Below are 24,485 nucleotides of genomic sequence, written 5' to 3' on the forward strand. Positions count from 1 at the left end.
GTTTCTCAACTAGTAGCGTCAATTTAATACCGGCAGTTACGCGTTATTTTGATAACTGCATTGGTGGCACCACTAACCGACGATACAGTGAAATCGTTAACCAGGCATATAATCCATATAACATGCAGAAGCCTAAAATCGTCCAACCAACAATTTCGTATGGATTGTAAAGTAACGGTTTAAACATTTGTAATCCAAACAGGACATCGATGATGCCAAGAACGCCTGGAATAATGAATAATGTGCCGACTTCCTGCCAAATCGCTTGTTTCATCAATCGCTGGCTCACACCGATGCGGTTAAGCATGTTGTATCGTACAACATCTTTATTTGCCCCTGACAATATCTTGAACATCAAGCAACTGGCTAGCATTGCTAAGAATGCAATTCCAAGGAAGAAGCCCATAAATTCTAGCCCGCCAAACAGGTTATTGAACAACACAAAACCAGAATAGCCACCACCTAAATTGAAGAACGGTTCGTGAAATCGGCGTTGCTGGGAAGCCGTTATTTTTTCCAATACCTTTCGATCTTGCACGTTACTGTGCACACGAATAATAGTTAACTGATGCTTCTGACCCTTTAAATTATTAAAGTCCGAATTATTCAGGAAACGAATATGATTTGATGTTGGCGATAATGCTAAGAAGTCAGAACTAATAATCGCTTTTTTCTTGAACTCTGGTAACGAAAATTGCTTTACTCGACCATCATTTTTCGCCGCCGGATTGGCAAGCATTGGAAACGGCTGTTTTGCAAAAGCCGCTTCATTGTAATAAGCGGTATCGCCTTGAATCGTTTGCTGATATGATTTCTGCCATTTAACATGCAGCTGTTTAGCTAGCTTTGCCTCGTTTGGCGTTTCGTCTTTGATGCTAATCGTATAACTACTGATTGACGCAACCATCGTTGGAATCTGCCTTTGAAATCCGGCGCCGACGCTAATGGCTCCTAGCGCCATGGCAAACAATAGCGAAACCACCGTTAAAATGCGTGTATAACCACGAACCCGAAAATTGATTTGTGCCAAAGTAAACGTCCGTAGCCGCTTTGCTGCGAACCGTGATTTCCTGATAGCAGTCAAGACACCCCCGATGATTGCACTAAACAATAAGTATGTTCCCAGGGTAATCGTCACCAACGCAATGGGAATTGCGGTCAACTGCAACGTCATTATCTGAGCCATCGCGTAATAACCTATCGCCAGACATGCGATTCCTAAAACTGCAGCTAATGCTTGTAAAACTGGCCGCACACGTACGTTGGTTGCTTCATCTTCAACATGGAGCAACTTTAGGACTGGTGTCCGCATTAGTTTGCTCAAATTAAGTACAGCAGCAAGTGCGAATAAAACAACATACACGGTTAACGTATCAATCATTGCTGGTCCATATATTGGCGAGAAATGATGAATCGTGACGCCGAGCTGATTAAATAAAAATTGTGATAGGACACTGCTAACACCAATGCCTAAAATAATTCCGATAATCGAAGCAACCCCACCAAGTAAAATCGTTTCCAGGACCATTAGGACTCCAATGTTTTGCTTCTTGGCCCCCAGCATCATGAATAATCCATAATCATGTTGTCGCATACTCAATAAAAAAGTATTGGCATAACTGACATACACCATGGTGATGATCAATAACAAAACCATCCCAAACATGAAAACCTGTGCCGCAATACTAATTCCTGAATTCGCTTTAATGAAATCAGTGTTAATTGCCAAACTTGCGAAGATGTAGAAAATTCCTGAGGAAATGATAAGCCCCATCAGCAGTACGACATAATCCCGAAAGCGTTGTTTAATCCCTGTAATTGCTAGTTTTAATAACACAATCTTTCCTCCTACTGTTCAAAGGTGCCTAGTTGCTCTAAAATTTGTCCGTAAAAATCTTTACGTGCTTGTCCCTGTCGTGATAATTCTTGCTTAATGCGACCATCTTGAATAAACAAAATGCGGTCACAGAAACTGGCTGAAAATGGATCATGTGTTACTAACAACACTGGCACATTTTGTTGCTGGTTAATGTTACTTAGCAGGTCTAGCAATTCCCTAGCAGACTTAGAATCTAGTGCCCCTGTAGGTTCATCACCCATAATAATTGCTGGGTGATGAACTAATGCTCTTGCCGCTGCCACTCGCTGCTTTTGTCCACCGGATAATTCTGCTGGATACTTATCAAGTAAGTCGGCAATAGACAATGTTTGTGCGACTTCTTCCACAGCTGCCACGGTTTTGCTACGCGGCACATCCTGCAATGATAGCGGTAAAGAAATGTTTTCTCGTGCCGTTAAGCTTTCTAATAAATTGAAATCTTGGAAAATAAAGCCAACTTGTTGCGCGCGAAAATCCGCTAACTGTTTACCCTTTAAATGGCTCACTTCTTGGTTATTAATCCGTACCGAGCCAGCTGTTGGTACATCTAGTGTAGATAATAGATTTAGCAAAGTTGTTTTCCCGGATCCAGAAGGTCCCATGATTCCCACAAATTCGCCAGGTGCAACGGCAAAGTTGATATCCGTCAGTGCTTCATATTGCTTTTCTTTTTTTGCCCCGTAGATTTTCTGCAGGTTTTTAACGTCAACGATTGGTGTTGTTTGCATCGTGTGATTGCTCCTTCATAGTTGGTTAATTACTTGTGTAACTAACCATATATGCAAATCGCATTATTGTCAAATTATTTTGACAATAAAAAAAGAGTTCAGAAATGATTTCTCATTTCTGAACCCTTCATCGACAGCATTTTTTAAACATCGAAAGTTGTTTCACTTTCCTTAGCTTTCGCCTTGGCTTTTCCCTTTGATGCATCAGCGGATACTGCTTTTTCTGTGTCTTTATTGTCTGTGGCCGATTCATCATCCGCCGTACCATCCATGTTGTAGGCTTTACGCACCTTGTCATAGATTTCTTGACGCATCTCCGCGTGTTCCTCAGCTTCTAAGTAAGCCTTCACATTTTCACGGCCTTGTCCAATCCGTTCGCCATCATATGCGTACCAAGCCCCTGACTTGTCTACGATATCCTTATCAACGGCCATATCCAGTAATTCACCAGATTGTGAAACACCATGTCCGTACATGATATCAACTTCAGCCACCTTAAATGGTGAGGCAACCTTGTTCTTAACGACCTTAATTCTAGTCCGGTTACCCATGACTTCCGTACCATCTTTGATCTGTTCAGCCCGACGAACTTCAAGCCGAACCGTTGAGTAGAACTTCAAAGCACGGCCACCAGGGGTTGTTTCTGGATTACCAAACATAACCCCAACTTTTTCACGAATCTGGTTAATAAACAGCGCAATGGTTTTAGTCTTGTTGATTGATCCAGAAAGCTTCCGTAATGCTTGCGACATTAATCGTGCCTGCAACCCAACGTGGGCATCACCCATTTCGCCTTCAATTTCAGCACGAGGTACCAAAGCGGCAACAGAATCGATAACGACGATATCAATCGCACCTGATGAAACTAAGGCATCAGTGATTTCTAAGCCTTGTTCACCAGTATCTGGCTGGGATAGTAACAGGTCATCGACCTTAACACCTAAAGCTTCTGCATACTGTGCATCCAAAGCATTTTCGGCATCGATATACGCAGCAGTACCACCCATCTTTTGCACTTCAGCAACCGCGTGTAAGGCAATGGTCGTCTTACCAGATGATTCTGGCCCGTAAATTTCAACGATTCGTCCACGTGGATAGCCACCTACCCCAAGTGCATCATCAAGCTTCAATGATCCAGACGGAACCGTTGAGATTTGGGTATTGACGTTTTCGCCTAAACGCATGATCGAGCCTTTACCAAAATTCTTTTCAATTTTTTTAAGTGCAGCATCTAGTGCTGCTTGACGTGCATCAGCCAAGGGCAGATCCTCCTTTAATCGTGTAACTCAATGTCATAATAATACTGGTTAATCAGTAAAAATGCAAGCAAAATCGAACAAAGGTTCGTCTTTGCTAAGCCAATGTTTCATCTGCTTCAATTGCACGTAAGACCATGTTTAAACCGGTCAAAACTGCTCGCCACCGATTCATTTGCCGATCATCACTAAAATGACACAGCTTTGTTTGAACAGACGTTCCCCGATATGCTAAGCCAATCCACACGGTTCCTGCCGGATTCCCTTCAAGGCTGTCCGGACCAGCAGCACCCGTAAAGGAGACCGCAATATCTGTATGCAAGGATTGTTGGGCCTTTTTCGCCATCCAAGTGGCGGTTTCGCTGCTCACAACTCCATGTTCTTTGATCACATCCGCAGGCACACCAATTAATGCCTGCTTTGCACTAGCAGCATATGTCACAAAACCACCTGGGAAGACCGCCGAAACGCCGCCAACAGTCCCTAATGTACTTTGGAACAACCCTGCTGTTAAACTTTCAGCCGCTGTAATGGTTAACTTATGTTTTATTAGCTTTTCAACCACGACCTTAACAAGACTATTATCATCGCCGTAACCATAAAAGAAGTCACCGACCAATGCTTGTACCTGCTTTTCAACTTGGTCCAACAGCCGTTGCGCTTCATTGGAATCATTTGTACTGGCCGTGATTCGTAGTGTCACCTCGCCATCTTTAGCGTAGGTTGCCAGCGTCGGATTCTTTTGCTGGTCAATCAGAGTCTCTAAACGTTCAGCTAAAGCTGCCTCACCAATGCCAAAGAAGCGCAGTACCCGTGATGTTAACTTAGCTGTACTCTGATACGTGGCTTGTAATGCCGGTTTGACCTCGGTATCAAACATCAATTTCAATTCACGTGGCGGCCCAGGGAGCACTAAGTAATCTGTCCAATTAGCTTGATGAATAAAGTCACCAACGGCCATTCCATTGTGGTTCGCTAATACCTGTGCACCAGCGATGTACAGCGCCTGTAGTCGATCATTATTGCCAATTGATCGACCACTATTTTGATAATGTGTCGTAATATTTTGCATGGCAACTTCGTCTAACACTAATTCACGTTGCAGGTGTTTTGCAACGACCTGCTTTGTCAAATCATCCTTTGTCGGTCCTAAGCCTCCCATCACAACAACTAAATCAGCTCGCTCCTCAGCCTCTCGTAACGCAGCTTCCAATCGGACTGGGTTATCGCCAACAACTTGCTGATGAAATACGTTAATTCCTAACGCAGCTAGCCCACGGGCGACGTAACTTGCATTCGTATTATCAATTTGTCCCAGGAGAATTTCCGTCCCCACCGCAATAATTTCTGCCTGCATATCCTGGTCTCACTTTCTACATACGTAAAAAACATTATTTTACTTGTCACATTTAATTATAGAACAGCACTCGTCACTAAACGAGTGTCATCCTTTATCCGATTTTTAATAAACTGCAGGTTATTAGCTTAAAAATTCAAATCAAAAAACGCCAAGGAAGTCAGTCGATTTCCTTGGCGTTTTTAAATTACACATTTTTTATTTAAAGCCATCGCTAAACACACTGCGATTTTGTACGAAGTAATCAATACCAGAGTAAATGGTGAAGAAGAGACAAACATACAGCAGGATCAATGCCATTGGCAGATGAATGTTATTAAAGAACACATTGTTCAATAATAATAAAATGATTGAAAGCATCTGTGTTGTGGTCTTGATTTTTCCCGGATAAGCAGCGGCCATTACTGTCCCATCGTTTTCAACGATTAGTAATCGCAAACCGGTAATCGCTAATTCACGACAAACGATAATGGCGACGACCCAAGCTGGTGCTTTGCCCATTGAAACCAGAATTACAAATGCCGTCATGACAAGCATCTTATCGGCTAAAGGATCAGCAAACTTTCCGAAATTGGTAACTAGATGTTGGCTTCGCGCAATTCGTCCATCCAACAAGTCTGTCAAGGAAGCCACGATAAAAATCACCGTGCTGATTAAACTGGTTACAGGAATAACGGTACCAGCCCAGACAACCTCACCCCATCCAAAGGGAATGACCATCAAAAGTAAAAATACAGGAATTAAAACAATCCGAAAAACTGTTAATTTATTTGGTAAATTCACAATGTTATCCGCCTTTACTTGGTGGCGCTGGTTGCTGGTTGCAACTGAACGGTTAAGACCCCAGTTGTGCCAGTTCCCTTCGTCAAATCAAGCTTCTTACCGTTGATGGTAACCTTCGTCGCAGTCCGATTACCAAAGGATACTGCAACAGCAGTTGTCCCTGCAGGTAATGTGTAATCTTGGGTCTTCCCTTTTTCAACTGTACCTGCAAACAAGGCACGGCCACCAACAGGCGTGACCTGCATCCAAGAGTCAGCGCCATCAGCAGAAACTGTCATCTTGCTAGTTGCAGGTGCATTTTCAACACGGTAGGTACTGTTGGCACCGGTCGTGGTAACTGCAACAACCTTTTGCTTGCTCGAAGTCTGCTTGTCTTCACTACTACTTGAAGACTTTTCCTCGCTGGAGCTGCTCGTTGATGAACTACTCTTTTTACTTGATTTATCGCTAGTAGAACTCACTTGTACGGCACTGCTTGAAATCGCACTACTGTTGCTTGATTGGTTACCATGATGCACAGCAAAGGCCCAGATAGCACCCAAGATTGCAATCACGACTAAGGTCACAATTGCGATTGGTAGAATTGACTTCAACCGATCCATCGCTGCACTACCCTGTGAGCCACCTCGATTAGCCTTCATTTCACGGCTCGTTGGCTGCTCATCAGCCACAGGCATCACATTCGTGGCAGCGGCTTGTGGTAATTGATCGTTATATTCTTTCAGCAAATCATCGCCGTCCAAATCAACGGCTTGTGCATACTGTTTAATGAATGCCCGGACATAAAAATCACCTGGTAACTCATCGAACTTACCGTCCTCAATAGCAATCAAATAACGACGTTGAATCTTCGTTGCCTGTTGGACATCGTCAATCGTCATCCCTTTTGCGCTACGTGCTTCTTGTAGCTTTTGACCAATGGTCGGTGCTTCTTCACTCATAAGTTAAAACTCCATATATAAATTTAAATTTCTCGGTGGTGCACTAAGTCAAAGTATAGCATATGCACCGCGTTCCTGTTTTCGAAACACTTAAAAACAACGCGCAATTTAAGAATTTTCGTCGCTGTCGTTATCATCAACAGGCAAGATATCAAACACACTAATTCCAGCCGACTGAATCAACTGTTCCGCTACGTCGCGCACATCTTGTAGCGTCATCGCCTGTAAGACGGCCACTTCATCTAACAAATTGGCACCATCAAACAATTGACCATCATAGGCATTAGCGATCCCTTCGACGGAATTCAACATCATTACATGATGCCCAATCGCCTCACGCCTAACGAGCTCAAAGGTTTCATCTGCCGTTGCAAGTGTCTTCGCAGATTGTTCTAATTCTGTGATGATTGCTTCAGAGAAACGATTTGGGTCAGGCGTGTCACTACTAATTGTTAGAAAATGAAAGCTTCGCTCCAACGTAAAGTCATAATCAAAACTATCATCAATCACACCAGTATCGTAGAGCTTCAGATACGTATCACTTGTATCTGCAAATAAGATATCCAGCAATAACGTCGCTGCTAAACTATATTTCAGTCCTGCACGCCCAGTTGGGACTTCATCTAGGCCGCGTAACCCGACAATCGACTTTGGTAAGACGATATCTAGGTGACGACTTCGATATGGCAGAATCTCCGTTGCATCGGTTTCAGGCAGTGGTTGCCGACTAATCGGTGCCGGCTTCGAAAAGGTCTTACCAGCCTGGTTGCTAGTAATCCAGTCCATTACTTGCTCTGGATCAAACGCCCCCACGACAAATAAGTTCATATTACTTGGATGATAGAAGGTTTGATACGTCGTTAGCAGTTGCTCTGCGGTGATTTTGGCGATGGAATCAACCGTACCGGCGATATCAATGTGCACCGGTTCGGTTGGGTATAGATTACCAATGATGCCCATAAACAGCTGCCAACCTGGTTCATCATCATACATTTGGATTTCTTGCCCAATGATGCCTTTTTCTTTATTGACCGTCGCCGATGTAAAGTAAGGATCCTGTACAAAATCCAATAAAACATCTAAGTTCTCATGCAAATGCCGACTAGCTGAGAATAAGTAACTGGTCCGCGTAAAACTCGTATAGGCATTGGCATCTGCACCATACTCACCAAATAAATCAAAGGCATCGTGATCAGCCTTTTCAAACATTTTATGTTCTAAGAAATGGGCAACGCCGTCCGGAATGGTAATGGCATCTGTTTGTCCTCTTGGTGTGAAGGAACGGTCAATTGACCCAAAATCCGTGGTTAATAAAGCATAGGTCTTGTGAAACCCCGCCTTTGGTAGTAACTGAACCTGTAAGCCATTCGGAAGGACCGTCCGATAAAGTGTCTCGCCGAGTTGTTCGTACGCATACTTTTCCATGAGTCCCCTCCTAATCCCGCAACAAATAACTGGTTGCTAACGTCGCTAACCGCGCAACTAAGGCAACGTCATTCATCGTGACTGCTTCAATCCCATTGATCCAATCGGCAACTGAAATTGGCGATTGTGCTAGATCATCCATCAAGTAAGCACCAATCACCATTCGCGGTGCGTCTTGAGCTGCTTCACGCTGATTAATCAGCGTTTCCTTGACCTGTTGAAACCGTTGTTCACTCATTTTACCAGCCGCCAATGCTGCCAGTTGCTCATTAATAATCTGTTTCACCTGTTCAGCGTTGTCGCCGTCGATGCCTGTTTGGACGGTCAATGTCTGATTAAAAAAGTTAACTGATGAATTGGCATAGTAAGCCAAGCTTTGCTTTTCACGAACATTGGTAAACAGTAACGACAGTGGTGTACCACCAAAAAGCGCGTTGAATACCTGTGCCGGATAGTACATCGCTTGCCCATAATCCACTGGAAAATGATAAATCAAATCAAGCTTAGCTTGGGTAATTGGTTGATGTTCCACTTGTTGCTTAAGTGCTTTAGGCGTTGACATATGATATGCCAACTGCCCATGCGTCGCTGGTCGCGGTGCTAAATGAAGATTCTCTAAGGCAGCGACGACGGTTTCGTCAGTCACATCCCCTAATACATAAATGTAAACTTCATCATGCTCACGCATCCGATTCAACTCAGCAAATACATTTGTCGCAGTCAACGCATCAACATCTTCCAAACGGCCAGCGCTCGGAAAGGCTGCTGCGACATTCCCAAAGTGAAGTTGTTGTGTTTGCAGCCGCGTATAAAGCATTTTGTCTTCACTAACGGATTTCAACGCGGTCGCTAAATTCTTCTTTTGGCGATCAAAAGTTGCATCATCAAATGCATTCGGCGTTGAACTCGATTGCAGGGGGAAATTGATCATTTCATTTAGAAATGTTACTGCATCCTTCAATAGATCAGGCTGTCCTTCTAAGTACCGACCATTGGGTACTGTCATACCAAATTGAAATTGACCCAGCTCACCAGTTTTCATGACATTGGTGCTGTAGTTGGCGCCATACAGACTGCTTAGCTTACTTGCTAACGCAGTCTGTGTCGGATATTTATGCGAACTTGTTTCTAATAAATCTGCTAACAGTGATCGCTGTGTTAACGTTGCTAGCGTCACTGGTGAACAAAAACTGACCAGCAGACTAACGGTCTTAAATTGTGTAGTTGGGATGACTGTCAGATGAACTCCCGTAGTTAAATCCTGTTTCATGCTAACTATCCTCCCATGACTTCCGTATTATCATTGCTTAATCTTAGCTGAAACCAGGTGTAAAAACAAATAGACAGTCATAATGTCAGATTGCTAAGCCTACTGACACGGTGACTGTCTATTTACTGTATCTCATTTCAACGTGCTACTAACTCACTTAATCAGTGAGTCGGCATCCTTACCAAACCATTTATGATTGATTTTGGCCAACTGCCCTTTTTCTTTTAATCGCACAAAACCCACATTGATTTTCCGCCGCAATGTTTTATCACCTTTGCGCAGACCAACCGCATAATCTTCACCAGAAAATGCGCCGTTGAGTGTCCGGTACGCACTTGGGTCCGGTTCATGCTTCACGTAGTAATCCGCATAGACTTGATCAATCAATAACCCTTGAATTCGATTTGCGTTTAGATCAATAAAAGCATCATTGAACGTATCATACTGAATCGGTGCGCCCTTAATGTATTGCCTCAACACTTTCGGCTGCTGGTTGACTAAACTTTGTGCTGAAGAACCGGTCTGCAGGCCCAACACTTTACCAGACATACCAGAAAATTGGGTGATGTTTTGCCGTCGCTTTGTGACCAACACTTGTTGATTACGTAGGTACGGGTTTGAAAAAGCCACCTTTGCTTGCCGCTGCGGTGTGATCGTGTAACCATTCCAAATCGCATCGATGGTGCCATTTCGAAGTTCTGTTTCTTTCATCGACCAGTCAATTGTTTGAAAATCGACTTTTAACCCATACTGCGCAAACACAGCACGTGCTAAATCAACGTCATAGCCTACTAAGCGCCCATCTTTTTGCCGAAAGCCCATTGGAACGAAGCTATCATCGATCCCAATCACGATGTGCCCCCGACGTTGCAATTTTGACCACGTATCAGTGCGATCAGCACGATGCGTGACCGACTCACACCCGGTACTGACAACTAACAACAGGCCGCAAAGTAGTGCTAGGAACATGCGCTGCCATTTCATTTTCTTCATACGCTGCCTCCTAGGCACCTAGTGGTGAAACAGTCACGACTTGATCGGCAATATTTTGAGCAAAGTCTTGATCATGTGTCACAACGATTTGTGTGATGCCACGCTGCTTCAACTCCAAAATCAGCTGTCCAACCGTATCGCGTAATGTCGGGTCTAACGCTGAGGTTGGTTCATCATAACAAAGAATTTCTGGTTGCATCGCTAACGCTCTAGCAATGGCCACACGTTGTTTTTGACCACCTGAAAGTTGGTATGGATATTGCTTTGCTACCTGCGCCAATCCTAAGGAAGCCATCAATTCAGAAACTGCCTGGCGTGCTTCTACTGGTTTTTGTCCAGTCACCAGTGTTGGTGCTAAGGTGATGTTTTCTTCAACGCTTAAATTTGGAAATAGATTAAAATCCTGGAAAACAACGCCAATTTTTCGTTCGCGACCATGGTCTTCCACTGGGTTAAACGCCTGACCATTTAGTAAGAAAGTCCCTGCATCTGGCGTTTCTAGCCCGGCGATACACCGTAACAAAGTTGTTTTACCAGCACCAGAAGGTCCCACAATACTAATGATTTCGTTATCAGGTACCGTCATCGAAAAATCTTTTAAAATCTGGCGACCCGCAAACGTTTTATTAATGCCTTTCATTTCAAACATTGTGCTACCTCCCTAACGGTAATAACTGTAATGACGTTCCAATGAACGCAGACCATATGTGCAAACCAGCGTCAGTAATAAATAGATGACCCCCACTAATAATAGTGGTACCAAAGTAACATCTCTGGCTGCGGCCACGTTTCCGGCACGCAAGAGATCGCCTAAACCGATGACATAAACTAATGAAGAATCTTTGACCAAGTTGATAACTTCATTACCGACAGCTGGAATGACTGATTTCACAACCTGTGGTAGCACAATGCGACGAAGCGTTTGACCGTACGTTAACCCTAACACGCGGGCACCTTCATACTGACCTTGGTTAATACCGGTAAAGCCACCACGGAAAATCTCTGCGAAGTAAGCCGCGTAATTAAAGATAAACGCTACTAATGCAGCCGGGTAGCGGGCAAACACGATGTGAATGTCAGGTAATCCATAGAAAACAAACATCAGTTGCAGCAGTAATGGCGTCCCCCGCATTAACCAAATATAAAAATTTAATGCTGCTCGAACAGGTTGCCAACGTGACCGCAACCCCATGCTGACTAATACACCTAGGGGCAATGCCCCGACGATCGTCCAAAAAAAGATGCGAATTGTCATCCATGCACCACTTAATAATGACGGTAATATTTCACTTATATACGTTAATGACATCTGCTTACCCTCCAAATTTGCTAAACGTGCACAAAAAAATCCCCTAGTCGATTCTCATCAACTAGAGGACGTTGGTCAACGCGGTGCCACCCCTTTTTATTGCCGCTTCACAACGGCAAACTCACGGAGTTAATTAATAAAAAAACACGCCCTCTTTGATTAAAAAATCAAAGAGGGCGTGTTGACGCGGTACCACCTCAAGCATTCAACCACCTCACAGTGATTGACTCGGCGAGTTATTAATTAACTCCTTGGGATAACGGCCCACGCCGGTCTAACTTACAGTTCTCCTGAACATTCAGCTAGACGACTCACAGATGTGCTTCAGTTAATACCTTGGTGACCATCTCAGCAGCGATCACTTTCTGAACAAGGTTCAAACTTACTCTTCTGTTCTTCGTCATTTATATTGTTTTAAAAGTTAAAGATAGTATGGTGATTTTTACAAACTCTGTCAAGCACTAATTATGCCGCAAATACAATTTACGCAACGGCAGATAAAAAATCATCAGCAAGACTTCGTTTAATGCCAATGTCGGCGCAAGGCTCACGACCATAAAGTCGGCTAGTGAAACCGATGTTAGCCCGATCAGCCGCAACGCAATCCAACTGAATAATGGCTGAATTGCAAACCCTAGAAATCCAACCAGCAACGTCGCAAATAAATTGACTGGCAAGTATTGGCGCAATGTTCGCGCTAACCACACGACCACTGGGAAAATGAACAGGTAAATCCCCCAGTACCCAGCATAAAATAAATCAAAAACGATTCCGGCGACAATCGCGAACCAGTATGTCGGTACGTGAATTTCATCTTCAAAGAAAGCTGTCGCTAAAAGCCATAAGGTCGTTAATTCAGGAACTAGCTTAGCACCATTCGTGAATAGTTGCCCTGCTAATTGCTGACTGATTGCACCGTCTAGAAAAATACAAATGGCTAACCCAAGTGCAGAAAACCACTTAATTCGTGTGGCCTTCATTATTCGTCACCCGCTTGATTCTTAGCAGCAACAGTCACGATGTTGACACTGCCCAACTTACCAGCTGGACGAATCGCCACTTTGCTAGCATGTCCATAGTCATCGTTCGTAATACCCACGACTTTACCAACGTACAGTCCTTTAGGCGTAACGCCGCCAAGTCCACTGGTAGCAACCTGATCGCCGTTTTCCAGCTTTGTTTTTGTCGTGATTTGTCCCATTTCAAGAACATTCTTATCCGCGTCGTAGCCAGTGACGATTCCGTTAACGGTTTCCCCTTTTTTACTCGTAACTTGAATAGCAAACCGGTTTGCATTTTCGTTGTCATCTGAAATCAGTTCAACCTTGCTGTTCGTCTGGTTAACTTCAACGACCCGACCGATCAGACCTTTTCCTGCCAATACTGGCATGTTCTTCTTAACGCCATTCGCAGACCCTTTACCGATAATAAGTTGGCTCTGCCAAGATGATGGTGTACGGGCGATAACACTGGCAGTTAAGCTTTGGTAGTCTGATAGACTTTTATTTAATTTAGCTTCTTGACGTAATTCTTTATTTTCTTGCTCTGCAGTTTGTAACCGTACCTTATCTTGCGCCATTTGATCGACCTGCTGTTTTAACTTTTGGTTTTCATCATAAGTATTTAACAGTTGTGCTAAAGAATTTGCACCGGCGCCAATCCCGTCAGCAGGCAAACTCACCACGCGGTCAGCAAAACCAGCAACGTCATTACCAAATTGCTGGACGACTGGTGGTGTGGACCGCCGATTACGTACAGCCACTGACAGCGTCATCAGCCCCAAACAGGTAATGACACTAAGTGCAACGATCACCAACCGGCGACTGGAAAAGAATCTATGCATCCGTTACCTCCTCATGACACTTTTGTAAATAAAAAGTGTGCGGCAAAATTGGAGCTGTCAGCGTCTCCCTCAGAGAGTGAACATCATCCAATGTTTTTGCCCCACACATAATTACGGATATTTTGATTAACGACTTCCGCGCCGTTTCATAACTTCAATACTCTTTAATGATTCTCCAGTACCAATAGCCACACAGTCCAGCGGTTCATTGGCAACAAAGACAGGCACTTTAGTTGCTTCAGAAATAACATCAGTTAAGTTCTTCAGCATAGCGCCACCACCAGTCAACACGATTCCGTGATCGATGACATCCGCAGCAATTTCTGGTGATGTTTCTTCCAGTGTTTCCTTAATTGCAGCAATGACTTCCTCGATGGTATCGTGAATTGCTTTGGCAACGTCTTCAGCGGTTACATCAATGGTCTTAGGTAATCCTGAGATCAAATCACGTCCACGAATAGATTCACCTTCAATGTCAGCAGAAGCTTCAATCGAAGCCGAGCCAATCTTGATCTTCAGGTTTTCAGCCGTCGTTTCACCAATCAACAAGTTATACTTTTGCCGAATAAAGGCCACGATGGATTCATCCAACTTGTCGCCGGCCATCCGAATCGAACGACTAGAAACGATCCCACCCAAAGAAATTGTCGCAACATCAGTGGTTCCACCACCAATATCAACAACCATGCTCCCGGTTGGATCCATAACTGGTAGGCCCGCACCAATCGCAGCAGCGAAAGGTTCTTCGATGACGTAAGCGTCACGTGCACCGGCAACCCGAGTTGCATCGATAACCGCGCGTTTTTCAACTTCTGTGATGCCACTTGGCACACAGACCATAATATATGGTTTCTCTGATGTCCGACCCAGTGCCTTTTGAATGTAATACTTCATCATGGCTACCGTCGTGTCATAATCAGCGATAACCCCGTTTTTCATTGGTCGAATAGCGGAAATGCTACCCGGGGTCCGGCCAAGCATCTTGCGGGCTTCTTTACCAACTGCGACTACTTCGCCGGAGTTCGTGTTCCGTGCAACCACTGAGGGTTCACGTAAAACAATGCCCTTCCCGTCGATGTAAACCAACGTGTTGGCAGTTCCCAAATCGATGCCGATGTTTTTTTGTCCTAATCCAAACACAGTATTCTTCCCTTCAAAAGACCCATGGGCCAAATCATATCGAAAGAATTATACCATACAAAAAACAGTGGAAACAGGCTGTTTCCACTGTAAGATATATTTTTAAGCTTCCTTAATCGTTGTTGGCCGCGGCTAATGTTTTGTCGAGCGCCAAATCAGTAAATAAATCATGCTCGCCAAAACTAAAGTAACTGTGCCGACCGATGATAAAGCAATCTAGCAAATCAATTCCCATAATTTGACCGGCTAACCACAAGCGACGACCAAAATTACGATCAGTCGGTGATGGCGTCGAGATGCCACTCGGATGATTGTGCACAACGATGATGCGAGCCGCATTTGCCATCACTGCGCGATAAAAAATATCGCGTGGATGGGCAATGCACGCATCAATCGTGCCACGAAACACTTCGTTACGAAAAATAATTTCGTTTTTGACATTAAGCGCTAGTAGTAACAACGTCTCTTGGCGAAAATCACCTAGTTCATCGCTCAACGCAACCCCAACTGCACGACTAGATCCCGCAATAACACCCACAGATAGTTGCCCAGTTTCTGGTAATTCAACTGCTTCATCTTGATCCATTTTACTGCCTCCATTTGCTCGTAATACTCATTACATACGCAAAGGAAGCCGCAATGCTCTTTTAATCTGTAAATAAATGACGAACATCAGAAATAAAGTATAGTGATCCGGTAATAATCAACACATCATCGGCTGACAAGTCACTGGCCGTTTCTGCAATCGCCACCTGCCACTCTTGATACTTTGGTACTGGCTTCGGTAGGGTTTGTTCTAACGCATCCAAATCGGCCACGGCGCGTGCACCAGGTCCCGCAAAGTGTGTCAGCACTAAATTCACATTCGGCAATTGTGCCAACAGTGGCAACATTTTTTCATAAGCTTTATCAGCTAATACTGCAAAAATGATGGTCACTTGCTGATCATGAAAATGAGTCTTGATGAGCGACGCTAATTCGGCCACCGCAGGCTCATTATGCGCACCATCAATCACAACGAGTGGCTGCTCATTTAGTTTTTCAAAACGCCCTGCCCATTTTGTTGCCAATAATCCCTCACGCACACTAGCGACACTGATTGGCAATTGCTTTAGCTGGTGGTATTTAAGATAAGCCATCAATGCGGTTGACGCATTATCAATCTGATATTGCCCCAACATACCAATCGCTAAATTGGTAAACCGCTCAGCCAAACCAGTGAATGCAAACCGTTCTTGCCAACCAGACGCATGTCCATAAGTCACTTCATAATCAGACCCTCGTTTTAGCCACGGTGTTGCCGTTTCTGCAGTGACTTTTGCAATCACCGCTAAGGCATCTGGTTCAACAATATTACCTGTAATCAGCGGCACGCTTGGTTTAGCAATCCCCGCCTTTTGCCAAGCAATTTTACCAATCGTATCGCCGAGCATCTTCATGTGATCCATGCCAATCGTTGTGATAATCGACAATAATGGCGTAATCACATTCGTCGAATCGAAGCGCCCACCGAGTCCAGCCTCAACCAAGACGATATCCGCATGTCCTTCGGCAAAGTACAGTAACATCATCGCTGTTAACGTTTCAAATTCAGTTGGACCACCTTCAGGTAATTCTTGATCCAGTTGTGCCTCAATCGGTTCGAGTCGCTGAACCAACCGTAAAATGTCTGCATCAGCTATTGGTTCACCATTAACACTGATCCGCTCATTAAATTGAATTAAAAACGGCGACGTAAACGTTCCCACCGTTAACCCGTCAGCCTCTAACAGATTGCGTAAAAAAGCGACCGTCGATCCTTTACCGTTAGTCCCAGCCACATGAATCATCGTCACTTTTTGTTCGGGGTGTTGCAGCCGTTCCAAAAATAATTGCATCCGTGCCAATGTCGGGAGTTTTTTGAATTTCGAACGCCCGTGAATGTAAGCAACTGCTTCTTCGTATGTTTCTACCATGCGCCTTCCTCTTTCGCCAAGTCTTTGTTCATAATCATACCACGCACCACCTAACTTCATGGAACCGACACATTTCATAATTTGTTATTTCAAAGCCCGCTTCTCTTCCAACGAAAAAAATCCTCGCCACCATGTCTAAGCAAACATGAGGCGAGGATTTTATGAGCGTTAACGATTACTTACTAGCTTTTACATCATTCAAACGTGCGGTTGCAGCTGCCAACTTTTGTTTCCAGTCGGCTTGCTTCCCACGTTCTTCCTCAACAACAGCGGCCGGCGCATTCGCCACGAACCGTTCGTTGCCGAGCTTCTTTTCAGAACGATCAACTTCTTTAGCTAAGCTGGCAACTTCTTTTTCCAGCCGCGCAATTTCATCGTCGATGTTGATCAATTCTTCTAACGGAATGTAAACTTCCGCGTCGGAGATGATGGCTGACATCGCCAACTTTGGTGCGGTCACATCAGCACCAATTTTTACTTCACTTGGATGAACAAACCGGGCAACAAAGTCCTGATTGTCTTCAAGCAACTGCTTTAGCTCAGCACTGTCTGTCTTGATCAACAGATCAACCGTGCTGCTCATTGGTGCATTAGCTTCCGCACGAATATTCCGCACAGCTGAAATCAATTCAATCAAACGACTCATATCTGCTTCAGCCTTTTCATCAGCAAACTCAGCATGTGTTTCTGGGTACGCTGCCACCATGATGGAGTCACCTTCATGCGGCATATCTTGCCACAATTCTTCAGTCACAAATGGCATGATTGGGTGCATCAACCGTAGAATTTGATCCAGAACATAGCCAAGCATGTTTTGCGTTGCGACCTTAGCAGCCTCATCGTCTCCGTTCAACACTTGCTTGGTCATTTCAATGTACCAGTCACAGAAGTCATTCCAAATGAAGTTATATAAAGCACGCCCAACTTCACCAAATTCAAACTTATCAAACAAGCGGTGCACATCGCTCACGGTTTGATTTAACCGGTTCAAGATCCACTTATCCGCCAAGTTCCATTGTTCCTTCGGTGGCAGAACAGGCTTGTCCATGTCCCCTAAGTTCATGATAACGTAACGGCTGGCGTTCCAAATCTTGTTGATGAAGTTCCATGCAGAATCAAGTTTAGTCGTGTCGTAACGAACATCTTGACCAGGTGTTGAGCCGGTTGCTAAGAACCACCGCATAGCGTCGACACCATACTGATCAATGACATCCATTGGATCAATCCCGTTACCAAGGGACTTGCTCATCTTACGGCCTTGGTTATCCCGCATGAGTCCGTGCATCAAGACGTTTTTAAATGGCCGCCGACCAGTGAATTCAACAGATTGGAACATCATCCGGGAAACCCAGAAAAAGATAATGTCGTAACCGGTGACTAAGTCGTCAGTAGGGAAATAGCGTTTGAAATCTTCACTATCTGTGTCAGGCCAGCCCATCGTGCTAAATGGCCACAGTGCTGAACTGAACCACGTATCTAAAACATCAGGATCTTGTTCCCAATTTTCGATATCACTTGGTTCTTCCATCCCCACATACGTTTCACCAGTTTGCTTGTTATACCAGGCCGGAATTCGGTGTCCCCACCAAAGTTGCCGCGAGATAACCCAATCATGGACATTTTCCATCCACTGCTTGTATGTGTCTTCAAAACGTGGTGGCCAAAAATCAACCTTGTCATCTGTTTCTTGATGGTCCAATGCTTGTTTGGCCATCGGTGCCATCTTCACGAACCACTGCGTTGATAAACGCGCTTCAACCTGAACACCAGTCCGTTCAGAATGACCAACCGAGTGGGTGATTGGTTCGATATTTAACATCCAATCGCCATCTTGGAGGTCTTTCACAATGGCTTTCCGCGCATCAAAACGATCCATCCCATTGTACTTACCAGCATTTTCATTCATGGAAGCATCTTCATTCATCGTGTTGATGCGTTCCAAATCATGACGATTACCAACTAAGAAGTCATTAGGATCATGGGCTGGTGTAATTTTAACCATCCCTGTCCCAAATTCAGGATCAACATATTCATCGGCAATAATTGGAATCTCACGATCAACCAATGGCACCGTGATGTGTTTGCCAACTAGCTCCTTATACCGTTCATCGCTTGGGTGAACAGCAACCGCAACGTCACCAAACATGGTTTCTGGCCGTGTCGTCGCAATTTCAATATAGTCTTTTCCGTCAAAGGTCGTGCCATCCGTAAATGGATATTTCACATGATAGAAGGCACCCTCGTCGTCCTGGTGAATAACCTCAATATCAGACAAGGCCGTCCGTGCTTGTGGGTCCCAGTTGATGATGTATTCACCACGATAGATCAGGCCTTTTTTATACATTTCAACAAAGACCTTCCGAACCGCATCAGACAAGCCATCATCTAATGTAAACCGTTCACGGTCATAATCCATGGAGAGCCCTAACTTAGCCCATTGCTTATGAATCGTCGTACCGTATTCATCTTTCCAATCCCAAACTTGTTGAATGAATTTCTCGCGACCTAAGTCGTAACGGGTAATTCCTTGTTCACGCAGCCGCGCTTCGACCTTCGCTTGCGTGGCAATCCCCGCATGATCCATTCCAGGAACCCATAAGGTATCAAAGCCTTCCATCCGCTTATAACGCACAAGCATATCTTGCAAGGCAGTATCCCAAGCATGTCCTAGATGCAGCTTCCCGGTAACGTTTGGTGGTGGTAACACGATTGAATAAGGTTTAGCTTGCTTATCACCGGATGGCTTAAATAGCCCTGCATCAAGCCACTTTTGGTAACGACCTTCCTCAACACTGTGTGAATCGTATTTGGTTGGTAAATCTTTGGTTGTCATAATGGTCACACTCCTTAATTGATTTTAAACGGCATAAAAAAAGTCCTAATGCACAGCCAACTGCTGTACATTAGGACGATTACTCGCGGTACCACCTAAATTGGGAATCACTTCCCCACTTTAACCCGGTTAACGGTGGTTTCCGTCACCACCTACTCCGTTCAGTGGTAAAGCTCACAAGTTACTTTCGGTGAGGTCGCCGCATCAACTTTTCACTATCGTTGACTCTCTATACCGGTTCAATCACGTACTCGCTTGTTCAATGCGCGTTCATTTAATTGTCATTTATCATAAGCGATGACAGCACTAACGTCAAGCTACTTCGCAAACTGTGCCAGTTGTGCCAACACTTTGTCATAGTCTGGTTCGTCTGTTAATTCACGTAACAAATCGCGGTACACAATCTTGCCGTTACCATCGACAACATAAACACAGCGTGCCAACAGATCAAGATCTGGAATCAACAGGTTCGTTGCATATCCGAAAGATTCCTCATGATCTGACAACAACGTTAGATTTTTAACGCCTTCGGCTGCACACCAATCGGTTTGATCGGCCGGTGTATTGGTTGAAATCGTTAAAAATGGCACGTCTGGAAATTCATCAGCCTGTTGATTAAACTTTTTCGTTTCTAACGAACACACGTCGGTATGTAAGTCGGGCACAACACTGACAACCATTGGCTTACCAATCAGGTCAACAGTCTTAACCTTCTCGCCAGCCTGATTAAACAGCTTAAAATGCGGCAGCTCGTCACCAATCTTGAGTGGCTCACCAACAAGTTGGACCTTTTCACCACGTACTGTAATTTCCATGAACAGTGCCTCCGATTTCATTTGATTACCATCATTGTAACCATTTTCAGGTCAATGTAAATCACAACGAATTGAACTTAATGCATCTGTCACTTTAACCGCGGCTAACCTACCAAAAAGCTACTTGTTAAAAATCTTTGGCCCTTTACGCATGTTTTTACGATCATTCTTTGGGTCAGCGTAACGTTCATTTCGTTGCCCACCCTGTTTCTTTTTTTCAATCAATGCGCGCATTTTTTCTTTTTGTTCCTGACTCGTCATTTAGATAATCCTCTTTCTATTCTTGTAAATTTGGTTAGCTTTTAGTCTAACAAGTTGTCTCGTAACAGTCCAGAATGATCCCGCCGATTCCCATCATCAACGCGACAACCTTATTTTTTCAAGAGCGCGGAATGTTTTGCTTTAACGACCTGCGCGATGACATCCATGGGCAAGGGCACATTATTCTTAAATTGTAACGTCCCCTTACCGGTGCGATACTCAGCGAACTGATCATCAACTACGCCAGGAAAGACGCCAAGATGATCCTTAAACCCACCGATGTAAATGAGGTTTCTCCCTTGGTCCACAAATGCCGGCATCTGATAGCCGATCTTTTCCGTCACATCAGGGACAAGCTGATGAACCAGTGCGCGTACTGCTTCCAAGCGACTGCGCACGGGTTCATCAAAACTTTCAATATATGTCGTTACCACATCAGCCAATTTCATTACCTCCAGAAATCAATGTTGTCCCATATAATGATGCCAAGTACCGGTGTGCCTCATCAAGGCCAACGTCATGTTCGTCCACAAAGATCCAGCGTAAAACGAGCAAAATTGTGGCAAAACAGTGATCAATTAGTAATTCTGTTGGTAGTTGCCCCTTGGTTTTAAACGAATCAACAAAAGTTTTCCGTACCGTTGCCAACAAATAATCGCTTAATCCACTTCGTGCACGACACTCAGCGTTACGCGTCAGCACACGGGTGACATAATCCCGATGTGCATCAATCAACTGGTAGATTCGGTCAAACGCAGCCACCAAGATTGCCGCTTCAGGTAATGTTTTAAGCGCATCAAAATCAAGGCGCACGATTACCTGACCGGCCGCATAATTGAGCAGGTCATACTTATCTTCGAAATAATTGTAAAATGTTGATCGCGGATAATTAGCCGCCGTACATAAATCATTCACAGTCATTCGTTCAAATTCTTGTTGCGGTAATAAATCTCGCAATGCCAGTGAGAAATCATGTAGCACGCGCTGTGCTTGCCGTGACGTTTGTTGTTTGGCTGAAAGTTTCATCAGGTCTCCTTTGGACACTTTTTGAGTTCTGTCCAACGCTGGACGAACCTGTTAAAATGCGACTAGTCCTAAGCTTGTCTGCATTGTAGCATGTTGTGTACAGATGTCCATCTTTAAACAAATTGATCGGAGAAACAACATGACAAAACAACTAACCGTTTTAATCTCAGGCGGCACTTCCGGTGTCGGTAAAGCCATTGCGAAAAGTTTTGCACAGCGCAACGCTGACGTAACACTAATTGGTCGTAACGTTGCGCGTGCACAACAAGCCGTCACTGAACTCCAGCAGCTCACTGGTAATCCAAATATTTCTTATCTTATTGGCGATCTCGCCGATAAAAGGGCTAATCAGAAACTGGCCGATGAGTTTAAACTGACGCACGCCCATCTGGATGTCCTCGTCAATAGTGCCGGTAGCATTCCTAAAACTGCGACCGAAAACATCAATTTGAATCTCCGCAGTCACTACTGGCTAACGCATAATTTGGTCGACCTACTCAGCGCAGCACCGACCATGGCACATGTTTTCATAATCACCGGTATGCCACTGGCGATTTACCTTGGACCAATTTATGAGCGCCAAAACACCCTATTAGATCGCGGACTGTGGTTACTCACGCATAAAACGTTACTGGTTCGTTTATTAGCTGACCAGCTCAGTTCTCACCATGTGGCCGTCAATGCCCTCTTCCCAGGTGGCGTGCAATCGAATCTGTCATCTTGGAATCAATCCGTCTCCAACAATGAGGTGCTCGCCGCTGCCCGCGTCGTGACAGACCCGCAACTGCAAACTATCACCGGTGGTTTTTTTAGTGACAAGGCACGATCAATCAGTCTAAACCACCGTAAATATAGTGTTGCTCGAGCTAAAAAGATTCTCACACCGTATTTATAAACGCACGACAAACGAAAATGATGAGTTACGTTTGGGACATAAGTCATCTTGTTCCAAACTCGCTGTTTGATTTACGAACTTAAATAGCGAAAACGTGGGACAAAAGCCAAGTCGCTGTGCAAAGGACGAACTACCCACCGGGTTGAAGCCCAACCCGTACGGCAGTCCTGGATCTTGCTCACGACTTCTCGACTTTTGTCCCACTCTCATCATTTTTAATTATCTAGTTTGTTTTGTGTGGCATTGAAATCACGATTGAGACCCAGACAACTCGAATAATTCCTAACGTCAACGCAACATACGGGATGAAGAATGACAGAATCAAGCTAAACAGCCACCAATAACTACTGCGCCAGATTTGTCGCCATGGAAACGGTAGTGGTTTTTCCGAAACATCAACCAGCCAACCTAAAACTGCTAACAAAAAGCCCCAACCAATTCCAAGAATACAATATAATGCTTGCGGAACCGCAGCCCACGGGTATTCTGCGACCCAAGCTGTTGCCACCGGAATGGCGGCGACCCAAAATAGCAGCACCATGTTCACCCAGAACACACCATAAGTGATGTTCTGTGCTCGTTTAAAAATATCATGATGGCCTAACCACAAATTGATTAGACTAAAAAAGCTGACCGTAAAGGCAACCATCGGAATAAAAACTTTTCCCAATGCATGGATCGACGGCTCACTGGGAATCTTTACCTCTAAAATCATAATCGTCATGATAATGGCCAAAATGGCATCCGTTAAAGCTTCAACACGTTGTTTATTTAACATCTGGTCTCTTTTCGTCAACTTTATTAATCAATAATCCTTAGTTTAACAATCGTACTAATATCAGTCCACGCCCGGTTGGTCTTTAGACAACAAAAAAAGATGCCACTATCAGCATCTTCTTTACCGCACTTAAAATGATCCGCTCAACGACCATCTATCAACGCTCATTTACATCGTGTGAAAAACCTTGGCAACAATTTTCCAACCATCGTCACCCTTCATCAGCAGATGAAAGTCGACAAAGTTTTCCCCATGCCAGTTTTCCATGGTTACCCGTGCCGTTGCAACATCGCCGACAACATCTAAAACATCAATTTTTGCAATTGAGTCACCCTTGCCAGCTTGATCAATTGCTTCGTATAATCCCTGAGCGGGTTCAGCATTCACAGTGGCATTCGGATGAAATGCTTGTTTAGTCATCGCACCACTCGTATTACCACCTTCAACGTAGACATTTAACGTTGCAATAATATCTGCATAGTCTTGTACAGTCGCTTCACTCATTTTACTTCCTCCGTCATTCATAATGAAATGCATTAAAATTTCTGGAATCCATCGAGGAATGATTCCACATGTATTGTCTGTTATTTACTACCACAAGAATACATACAGTTAATCTGGTTTGTTTGTATCAATCCATTTTTTCACTACTTTTGTAATGACAAACACAACGTTACATAGGTAACGACTTTTGACCCAGGTTTTAAATAAGAGTGCAATGCAGCCCGGGTATGACCCGAGCAATTGCAAGAACGGCGATAGTGGGCATCTTCGGCCCACGGACGGCGGTCAGGCAATGCACAGGGGGTATGGGCTGAATTGCACGTTTTCACTATTTAAGTTCGTAAACCAAAAAGGGCCTGGGACATAACTAATTATGTCTACAGGTCCATTGTTGTTTTCTGATTTTCAATAGCGGAAACGTGGGACAAAAGTCAAGCCGCTGTGCAGACTACGAACAACCTACCGGATTGAAGACCAATCCGTACGGCCGTTCT

At 44.3% G+C, this 24,485-nt stretch carries 24 protein-coding genes and 2 other annotated features; of the genes, 1 reads left to right on the forward strand and 23 read right to left on the reverse strand.

The genetic code is table 11. The features are described 5' to 3' along the window. Positions 1-43 precede the first annotated feature (43 nt). From IV55_RS06745 to IV55_RS06845, 21 genes are all read right to left on the reverse strand, one after another. On the reverse strand, positions 44-1,837 hold the full coding sequence (locus IV55_RS06745; RefSeq protein ID WP_057810621.1) for an FtsX-like permease family protein: 1,794 nt from the start codon (positions 1,835-1,837) through the stop codon (positions 44-46). Between the two features lie 11 nt (positions 1,838-1,848). After that, positions 1,849-2,607: an ABC transporter ATP-binding protein gene (locus IV55_RS06750; RefSeq protein WP_057810623.1), complete on the reverse strand. Its 759-nt coding sequence runs from the start codon at positions 2,605-2,607 to the stop codon at positions 1,849-1,851. 143 nt (positions 2,608-2,750) lie between these two features. Further along, positions 2,751-3,866, reverse strand: coding sequence for a recombinase RecA (gene recA / locus IV55_RS06755; RefSeq protein WP_057810625.1), 1,116 nt, complete (start codon positions 3,864-3,866; stop codon positions 2,751-2,753). A gap of 94 nt (positions 3,867-3,960) precedes the next feature. After that, complete coding sequence (locus tag IV55_RS06760) at positions 3,961-5,220, reverse strand: competence/damage-inducible protein A (protein ID WP_057810627.1); 1,260 nt, start codon at positions 5,218-5,220, stop codon at positions 3,961-3,963. Positions 5,221-5,418: 198 nt separating this feature from the next. Continuing rightward, positions 5,419-6,003 carry a CDP-diacylglycerol--glycerol-3-phosphate 3-phosphatidyltransferase gene (pgsA, locus tag IV55_RS06765; RefSeq protein WP_057810629.1) on the reverse strand — a complete coding sequence of 195 codons (585 nt, stop codon included), beginning with the start codon at positions 6,001-6,003 and terminating at the stop codon, positions 5,419-5,421. A gap of 14 nt (positions 6,004-6,017) precedes the next feature. Continuing rightward, positions 6,018-6,944 carry a helix-turn-helix domain-containing protein gene (locus IV55_RS06770; protein ID WP_057810631.1) on the reverse strand — a complete coding sequence of 309 codons (927 nt, stop codon included), beginning with the start codon at positions 6,942-6,944 and terminating at the stop codon, positions 6,018-6,020. 108 nt (positions 6,945-7,052) lie between these two features. Next, positions 7,053-8,369, reverse strand: coding sequence for an EF-P 5-aminopentanol modification-associated protein YfmH (gene yfmH, locus IV55_RS06775; protein WP_057810633.1), 1,317 nt, complete (start codon positions 8,367-8,369; stop codon positions 7,053-7,055). A 10-nt stretch (positions 8,370-8,379) separates the two neighbouring features. Continuing rightward, positions 8,380-9,639, reverse strand: a complete 1,260-nt coding sequence (yfmF, locus tag IV55_RS06780) for an EF-P 5-aminopentanol modification-associated protein YfmF (protein WP_057810635.1) — start codon at positions 9,637-9,639, stop codon at positions 8,380-8,382. Positions 9,640-9,792: 153 nt separating this feature from the next. After that, the gene (locus IV55_RS06785; protein ID WP_057810637.1) at positions 9,793-10,632 is read right to left on the reverse strand and encodes an amino acid ABC transporter substrate-binding protein; all 840 of its coding nucleotides are present in this window, start codon (positions 10,630-10,632) and stop codon (positions 9,793-9,795) included. A gap of 10 nt (positions 10,633-10,642) precedes the next feature. Further along, positions 10,643-11,281 (reverse strand): amino acid ABC transporter ATP-binding protein, encoded by a 639-nt coding sequence (locus IV55_RS06790; RefSeq protein ID WP_057810639.1) that lies wholly within the window; start codon positions 11,279-11,281, stop codon positions 10,643-10,645. A 12-nt stretch (positions 11,282-11,293) separates the two neighbouring features. Then, positions 11,294-11,941 (reverse strand): amino acid ABC transporter permease, encoded by a 648-nt coding sequence (locus IV55_RS06795; protein ID WP_057810641.1) that lies wholly within the window; start codon positions 11,939-11,941, stop codon positions 11,294-11,296. 169 nt (positions 11,942-12,110) lie between these two features. Beyond that, positions 12,111-12,348, reverse strand: a binding site (T-box leader). A 54-nt stretch (positions 12,349-12,402) separates the two neighbouring features. Then, positions 12,403-12,921, reverse strand: coding sequence for a rod shape-determining protein MreD (gene mreD / locus IV55_RS06800; protein WP_057810643.1), 519 nt, complete (start codon positions 12,919-12,921; stop codon positions 12,403-12,405). Next, entirely contained in the window at positions 12,921-13,784 is an 864-nt protein-coding gene (gene mreC, locus IV55_RS06805; protein ID WP_057810645.1) for a rod shape-determining protein MreC, read from the reverse strand. The genes mreD and mreC overlap by 1 nt, the downstream gene beginning before the upstream one ends. Positions 13,785-13,910: 126 nt before the next feature. Next, positions 13,911-14,924, reverse strand: coding sequence for a rod shape-determining protein (locus IV55_RS06810; protein ID WP_057810647.1), 1,014 nt, complete (start codon positions 14,922-14,924; stop codon positions 13,911-13,913). A gap of 112 nt (positions 14,925-15,036) precedes the next feature. Then, positions 15,037-15,510 (reverse strand): JAB domain-containing protein, encoded by a 474-nt coding sequence (locus IV55_RS06815; RefSeq protein WP_057810649.1) that lies wholly within the window; start codon positions 15,508-15,510, stop codon positions 15,037-15,039. Between the two features lie 61 nt (positions 15,511-15,571). After that, positions 15,572-16,879: a bifunctional folylpolyglutamate synthase/dihydrofolate synthase gene (locus tag IV55_RS06820; RefSeq protein ID WP_057810651.1), complete on the reverse strand. Its 1,308-nt coding sequence runs from the start codon at positions 16,877-16,879 to the stop codon at positions 15,572-15,574. A gap of 175 nt (positions 16,880-17,054) precedes the next feature. Continuing rightward, the gene (locus IV55_RS06825; RefSeq protein WP_057810653.1) at positions 17,055-19,712 is read right to left on the reverse strand and encodes a valine--tRNA ligase; all 2,658 of its coding nucleotides are present in this window, start codon (positions 19,710-19,712) and stop codon (positions 17,055-17,057) included. Positions 19,713-19,780: 68 nt separating this feature from the next. Further along, positions 19,781-19,984: a binding site (T-box leader), on the reverse strand. Positions 19,985-20,029: 45 nt separating this feature from the next. Then, positions 20,030-20,527, reverse strand: a complete 498-nt coding sequence (tpx, locus tag IV55_RS06830) for a thiol peroxidase (RefSeq protein ID WP_057810655.1) — start codon at positions 20,525-20,527, stop codon at positions 20,030-20,032. 120 nt (positions 20,528-20,647) lie between these two features. Further along, positions 20,648-20,788, reverse strand: a complete 141-nt coding sequence (locus IV55_RS10520) for a hypothetical protein (protein WP_057810657.1) — start codon at positions 20,786-20,788, stop codon at positions 20,648-20,650. Between the two features lie 110 nt (positions 20,789-20,898). Further along, on the reverse strand, positions 20,899-21,222 hold the full coding sequence (locus tag IV55_RS06840) for an iron chaperone (protein WP_225425831.1): 324 nt from the start codon (positions 21,220-21,222) through the stop codon (positions 20,899-20,901). A gap of 1 nt (position 21,223) precedes the next feature. Beyond that, a complete protein-coding gene (locus tag IV55_RS06845; protein WP_057810661.1) occupies positions 21,224-21,814 on the reverse strand; it encodes a TetR/AcrR family transcriptional regulator in 591 nt (196 codons plus the stop codon). Positions 21,815-21,953: 139 nt separating this feature from the next. On the opposite strand from IV55_RS06845, the gene IV55_RS06850 reads away from it, so the two are divergent. Then, entirely contained in the window at positions 21,954-22,709 is a 756-nt protein-coding gene (locus IV55_RS06850) for an SDR family NAD(P)-dependent oxidoreductase (protein WP_057810663.1), read from the forward strand. A 223-nt stretch (positions 22,710-22,932) separates the two neighbouring features. Here IV55_RS06850 and IV55_RS06855 read toward each other — a convergent pair whose 3' ends face one another. Next, positions 22,933-23,487 carry a TMEM175 family protein gene (locus tag IV55_RS06855; protein ID WP_057810665.1) on the reverse strand — a complete coding sequence of 185 codons (555 nt, stop codon included), beginning with the start codon at positions 23,485-23,487 and terminating at the stop codon, positions 22,933-22,935. Between the two features lie 168 nt (positions 23,488-23,655). Continuing rightward, on the reverse strand, positions 23,656-23,991 hold the full coding sequence (locus IV55_RS06860; protein WP_057810667.1) for a nuclear transport factor 2 family protein: 336 nt from the start codon (positions 23,989-23,991) through the stop codon (positions 23,656-23,658). Between the last annotated feature and the right edge of the window lie 494 nt (positions 23,992-24,485).

The organism is Furfurilactobacillus siliginis (genome assembly GCF_001437435.1).
Classification (GTDB): domain Bacteria; phylum Bacillota; class Bacilli; order Lactobacillales; family Lactobacillaceae; genus Furfurilactobacillus; species Furfurilactobacillus siliginis.

Coding starts and splice junctions, on each gene's coding strand:
- IV55_RS06750 (WP_057810623.1), bottom strand. CDS start 2,607: ATGCAAACAACACCAATCGTTGACGTTAAAAACCTGCAGAAAATCTAC.
- IV55_RS06760 (WP_057810627.1), bottom strand. CDS start 5,220: ATGCAGGCAGAAATTATTGCGGTGGGGACGGAAATTCTCCTGGGACAA.
- IV55_RS06770 (WP_057810631.1), bottom strand. CDS start 6,944: ATGAGTGAAGAAGCACCGACCATTGGTCAAAAGCTACAAGAAGCACGT.
- yfmH (WP_057810633.1), bottom strand. CDS start 8,369: ATGGAAAAGTATGCGTACGAACAACTCGGCGAGACACTTTATCGGACG.
- yfmF (WP_057810635.1), bottom strand. CDS start 9,639: ATGAAACAGGATTTAACTACGGGAGTTCATCTGACAGTCATCCCAACT.
- IV55_RS06785 (WP_057810637.1), bottom strand. CDS start 10,632: ATGAAGAAAATGAAATGGCAGCGCATGTTCCTAGCACTACTTTGCGGC.
- IV55_RS06790 (WP_057810639.1), bottom strand. CDS start 11,281: ATGTTTGAAATGAAAGGCATTAATAAAACGTTTGCGGGTCGCCAGATT.
- IV55_RS06795 (WP_057810641.1), bottom strand. CDS start 11,941: ATGTCATTAACGTATATAAGTGAAATATTACCGTCATTATTAAGTGGT.
- mreD (WP_057810643.1), bottom strand. CDS start 12,921: ATGAAGGCCACACGAATTAAGTGGTTTTCTGCACTTGGGTTAGCCATT.
- mreC (WP_057810645.1), bottom strand. CDS start 13,784: ATGCATAGATTCTTTTCCAGTCGCCGGTTGGTGATCGTTGCACTTAGT.
- IV55_RS06815 (WP_057810649.1), bottom strand. CDS start 15,510: ATGGATCAAGATGAAGCAGTTGAATTACCAGAAACTGGGCAACTATCT.
- IV55_RS06820 (WP_057810651.1), bottom strand. CDS start 16,879: ATGGTAGAAACATACGAAGAAGCAGTTGCTTACATTCACGGGCGTTCG.
- IV55_RS06825 (WP_057810653.1), bottom strand. CDS start 19,712: ATGACAACCAAAGATTTACCAACCAAATACGATTCACACAGTGTTGAG.
- tpx (WP_057810655.1), bottom strand. CDS start 20,527: ATGGAAATTACAGTACGTGGTGAAAAGGTCCAACTTGTTGGTGAGCCA.
- IV55_RS10520 (WP_057810657.1), bottom strand. CDS start 20,788: ATGACGAGTCAGGAACAAAAAGAAAAAATGCGCGCATTGATTGAAAAA.
- IV55_RS06845 (WP_057810661.1), bottom strand. CDS start 21,814: ATGAAACTTTCAGCCAAACAACAAACGTCACGGCAAGCACAGCGCGTG.
- IV55_RS06850 (WP_057810663.1), top strand. CDS start 21,954: ATGACAAAACAACTAACCGTTTTAATCTCAGGCGGCACTTCCGGTGTC.
- IV55_RS06855 (WP_057810665.1), bottom strand. CDS start 23,487: ATGTTAAATAAACAACGTGTTGAAGCTTTAACGGATGCCATTTTGGCC.
- IV55_RS06860 (WP_057810667.1), bottom strand. CDS start 23,991: ATGAGTGAAGCGACTGTACAAGACTATGCAGATATTATTGCAACGTTA.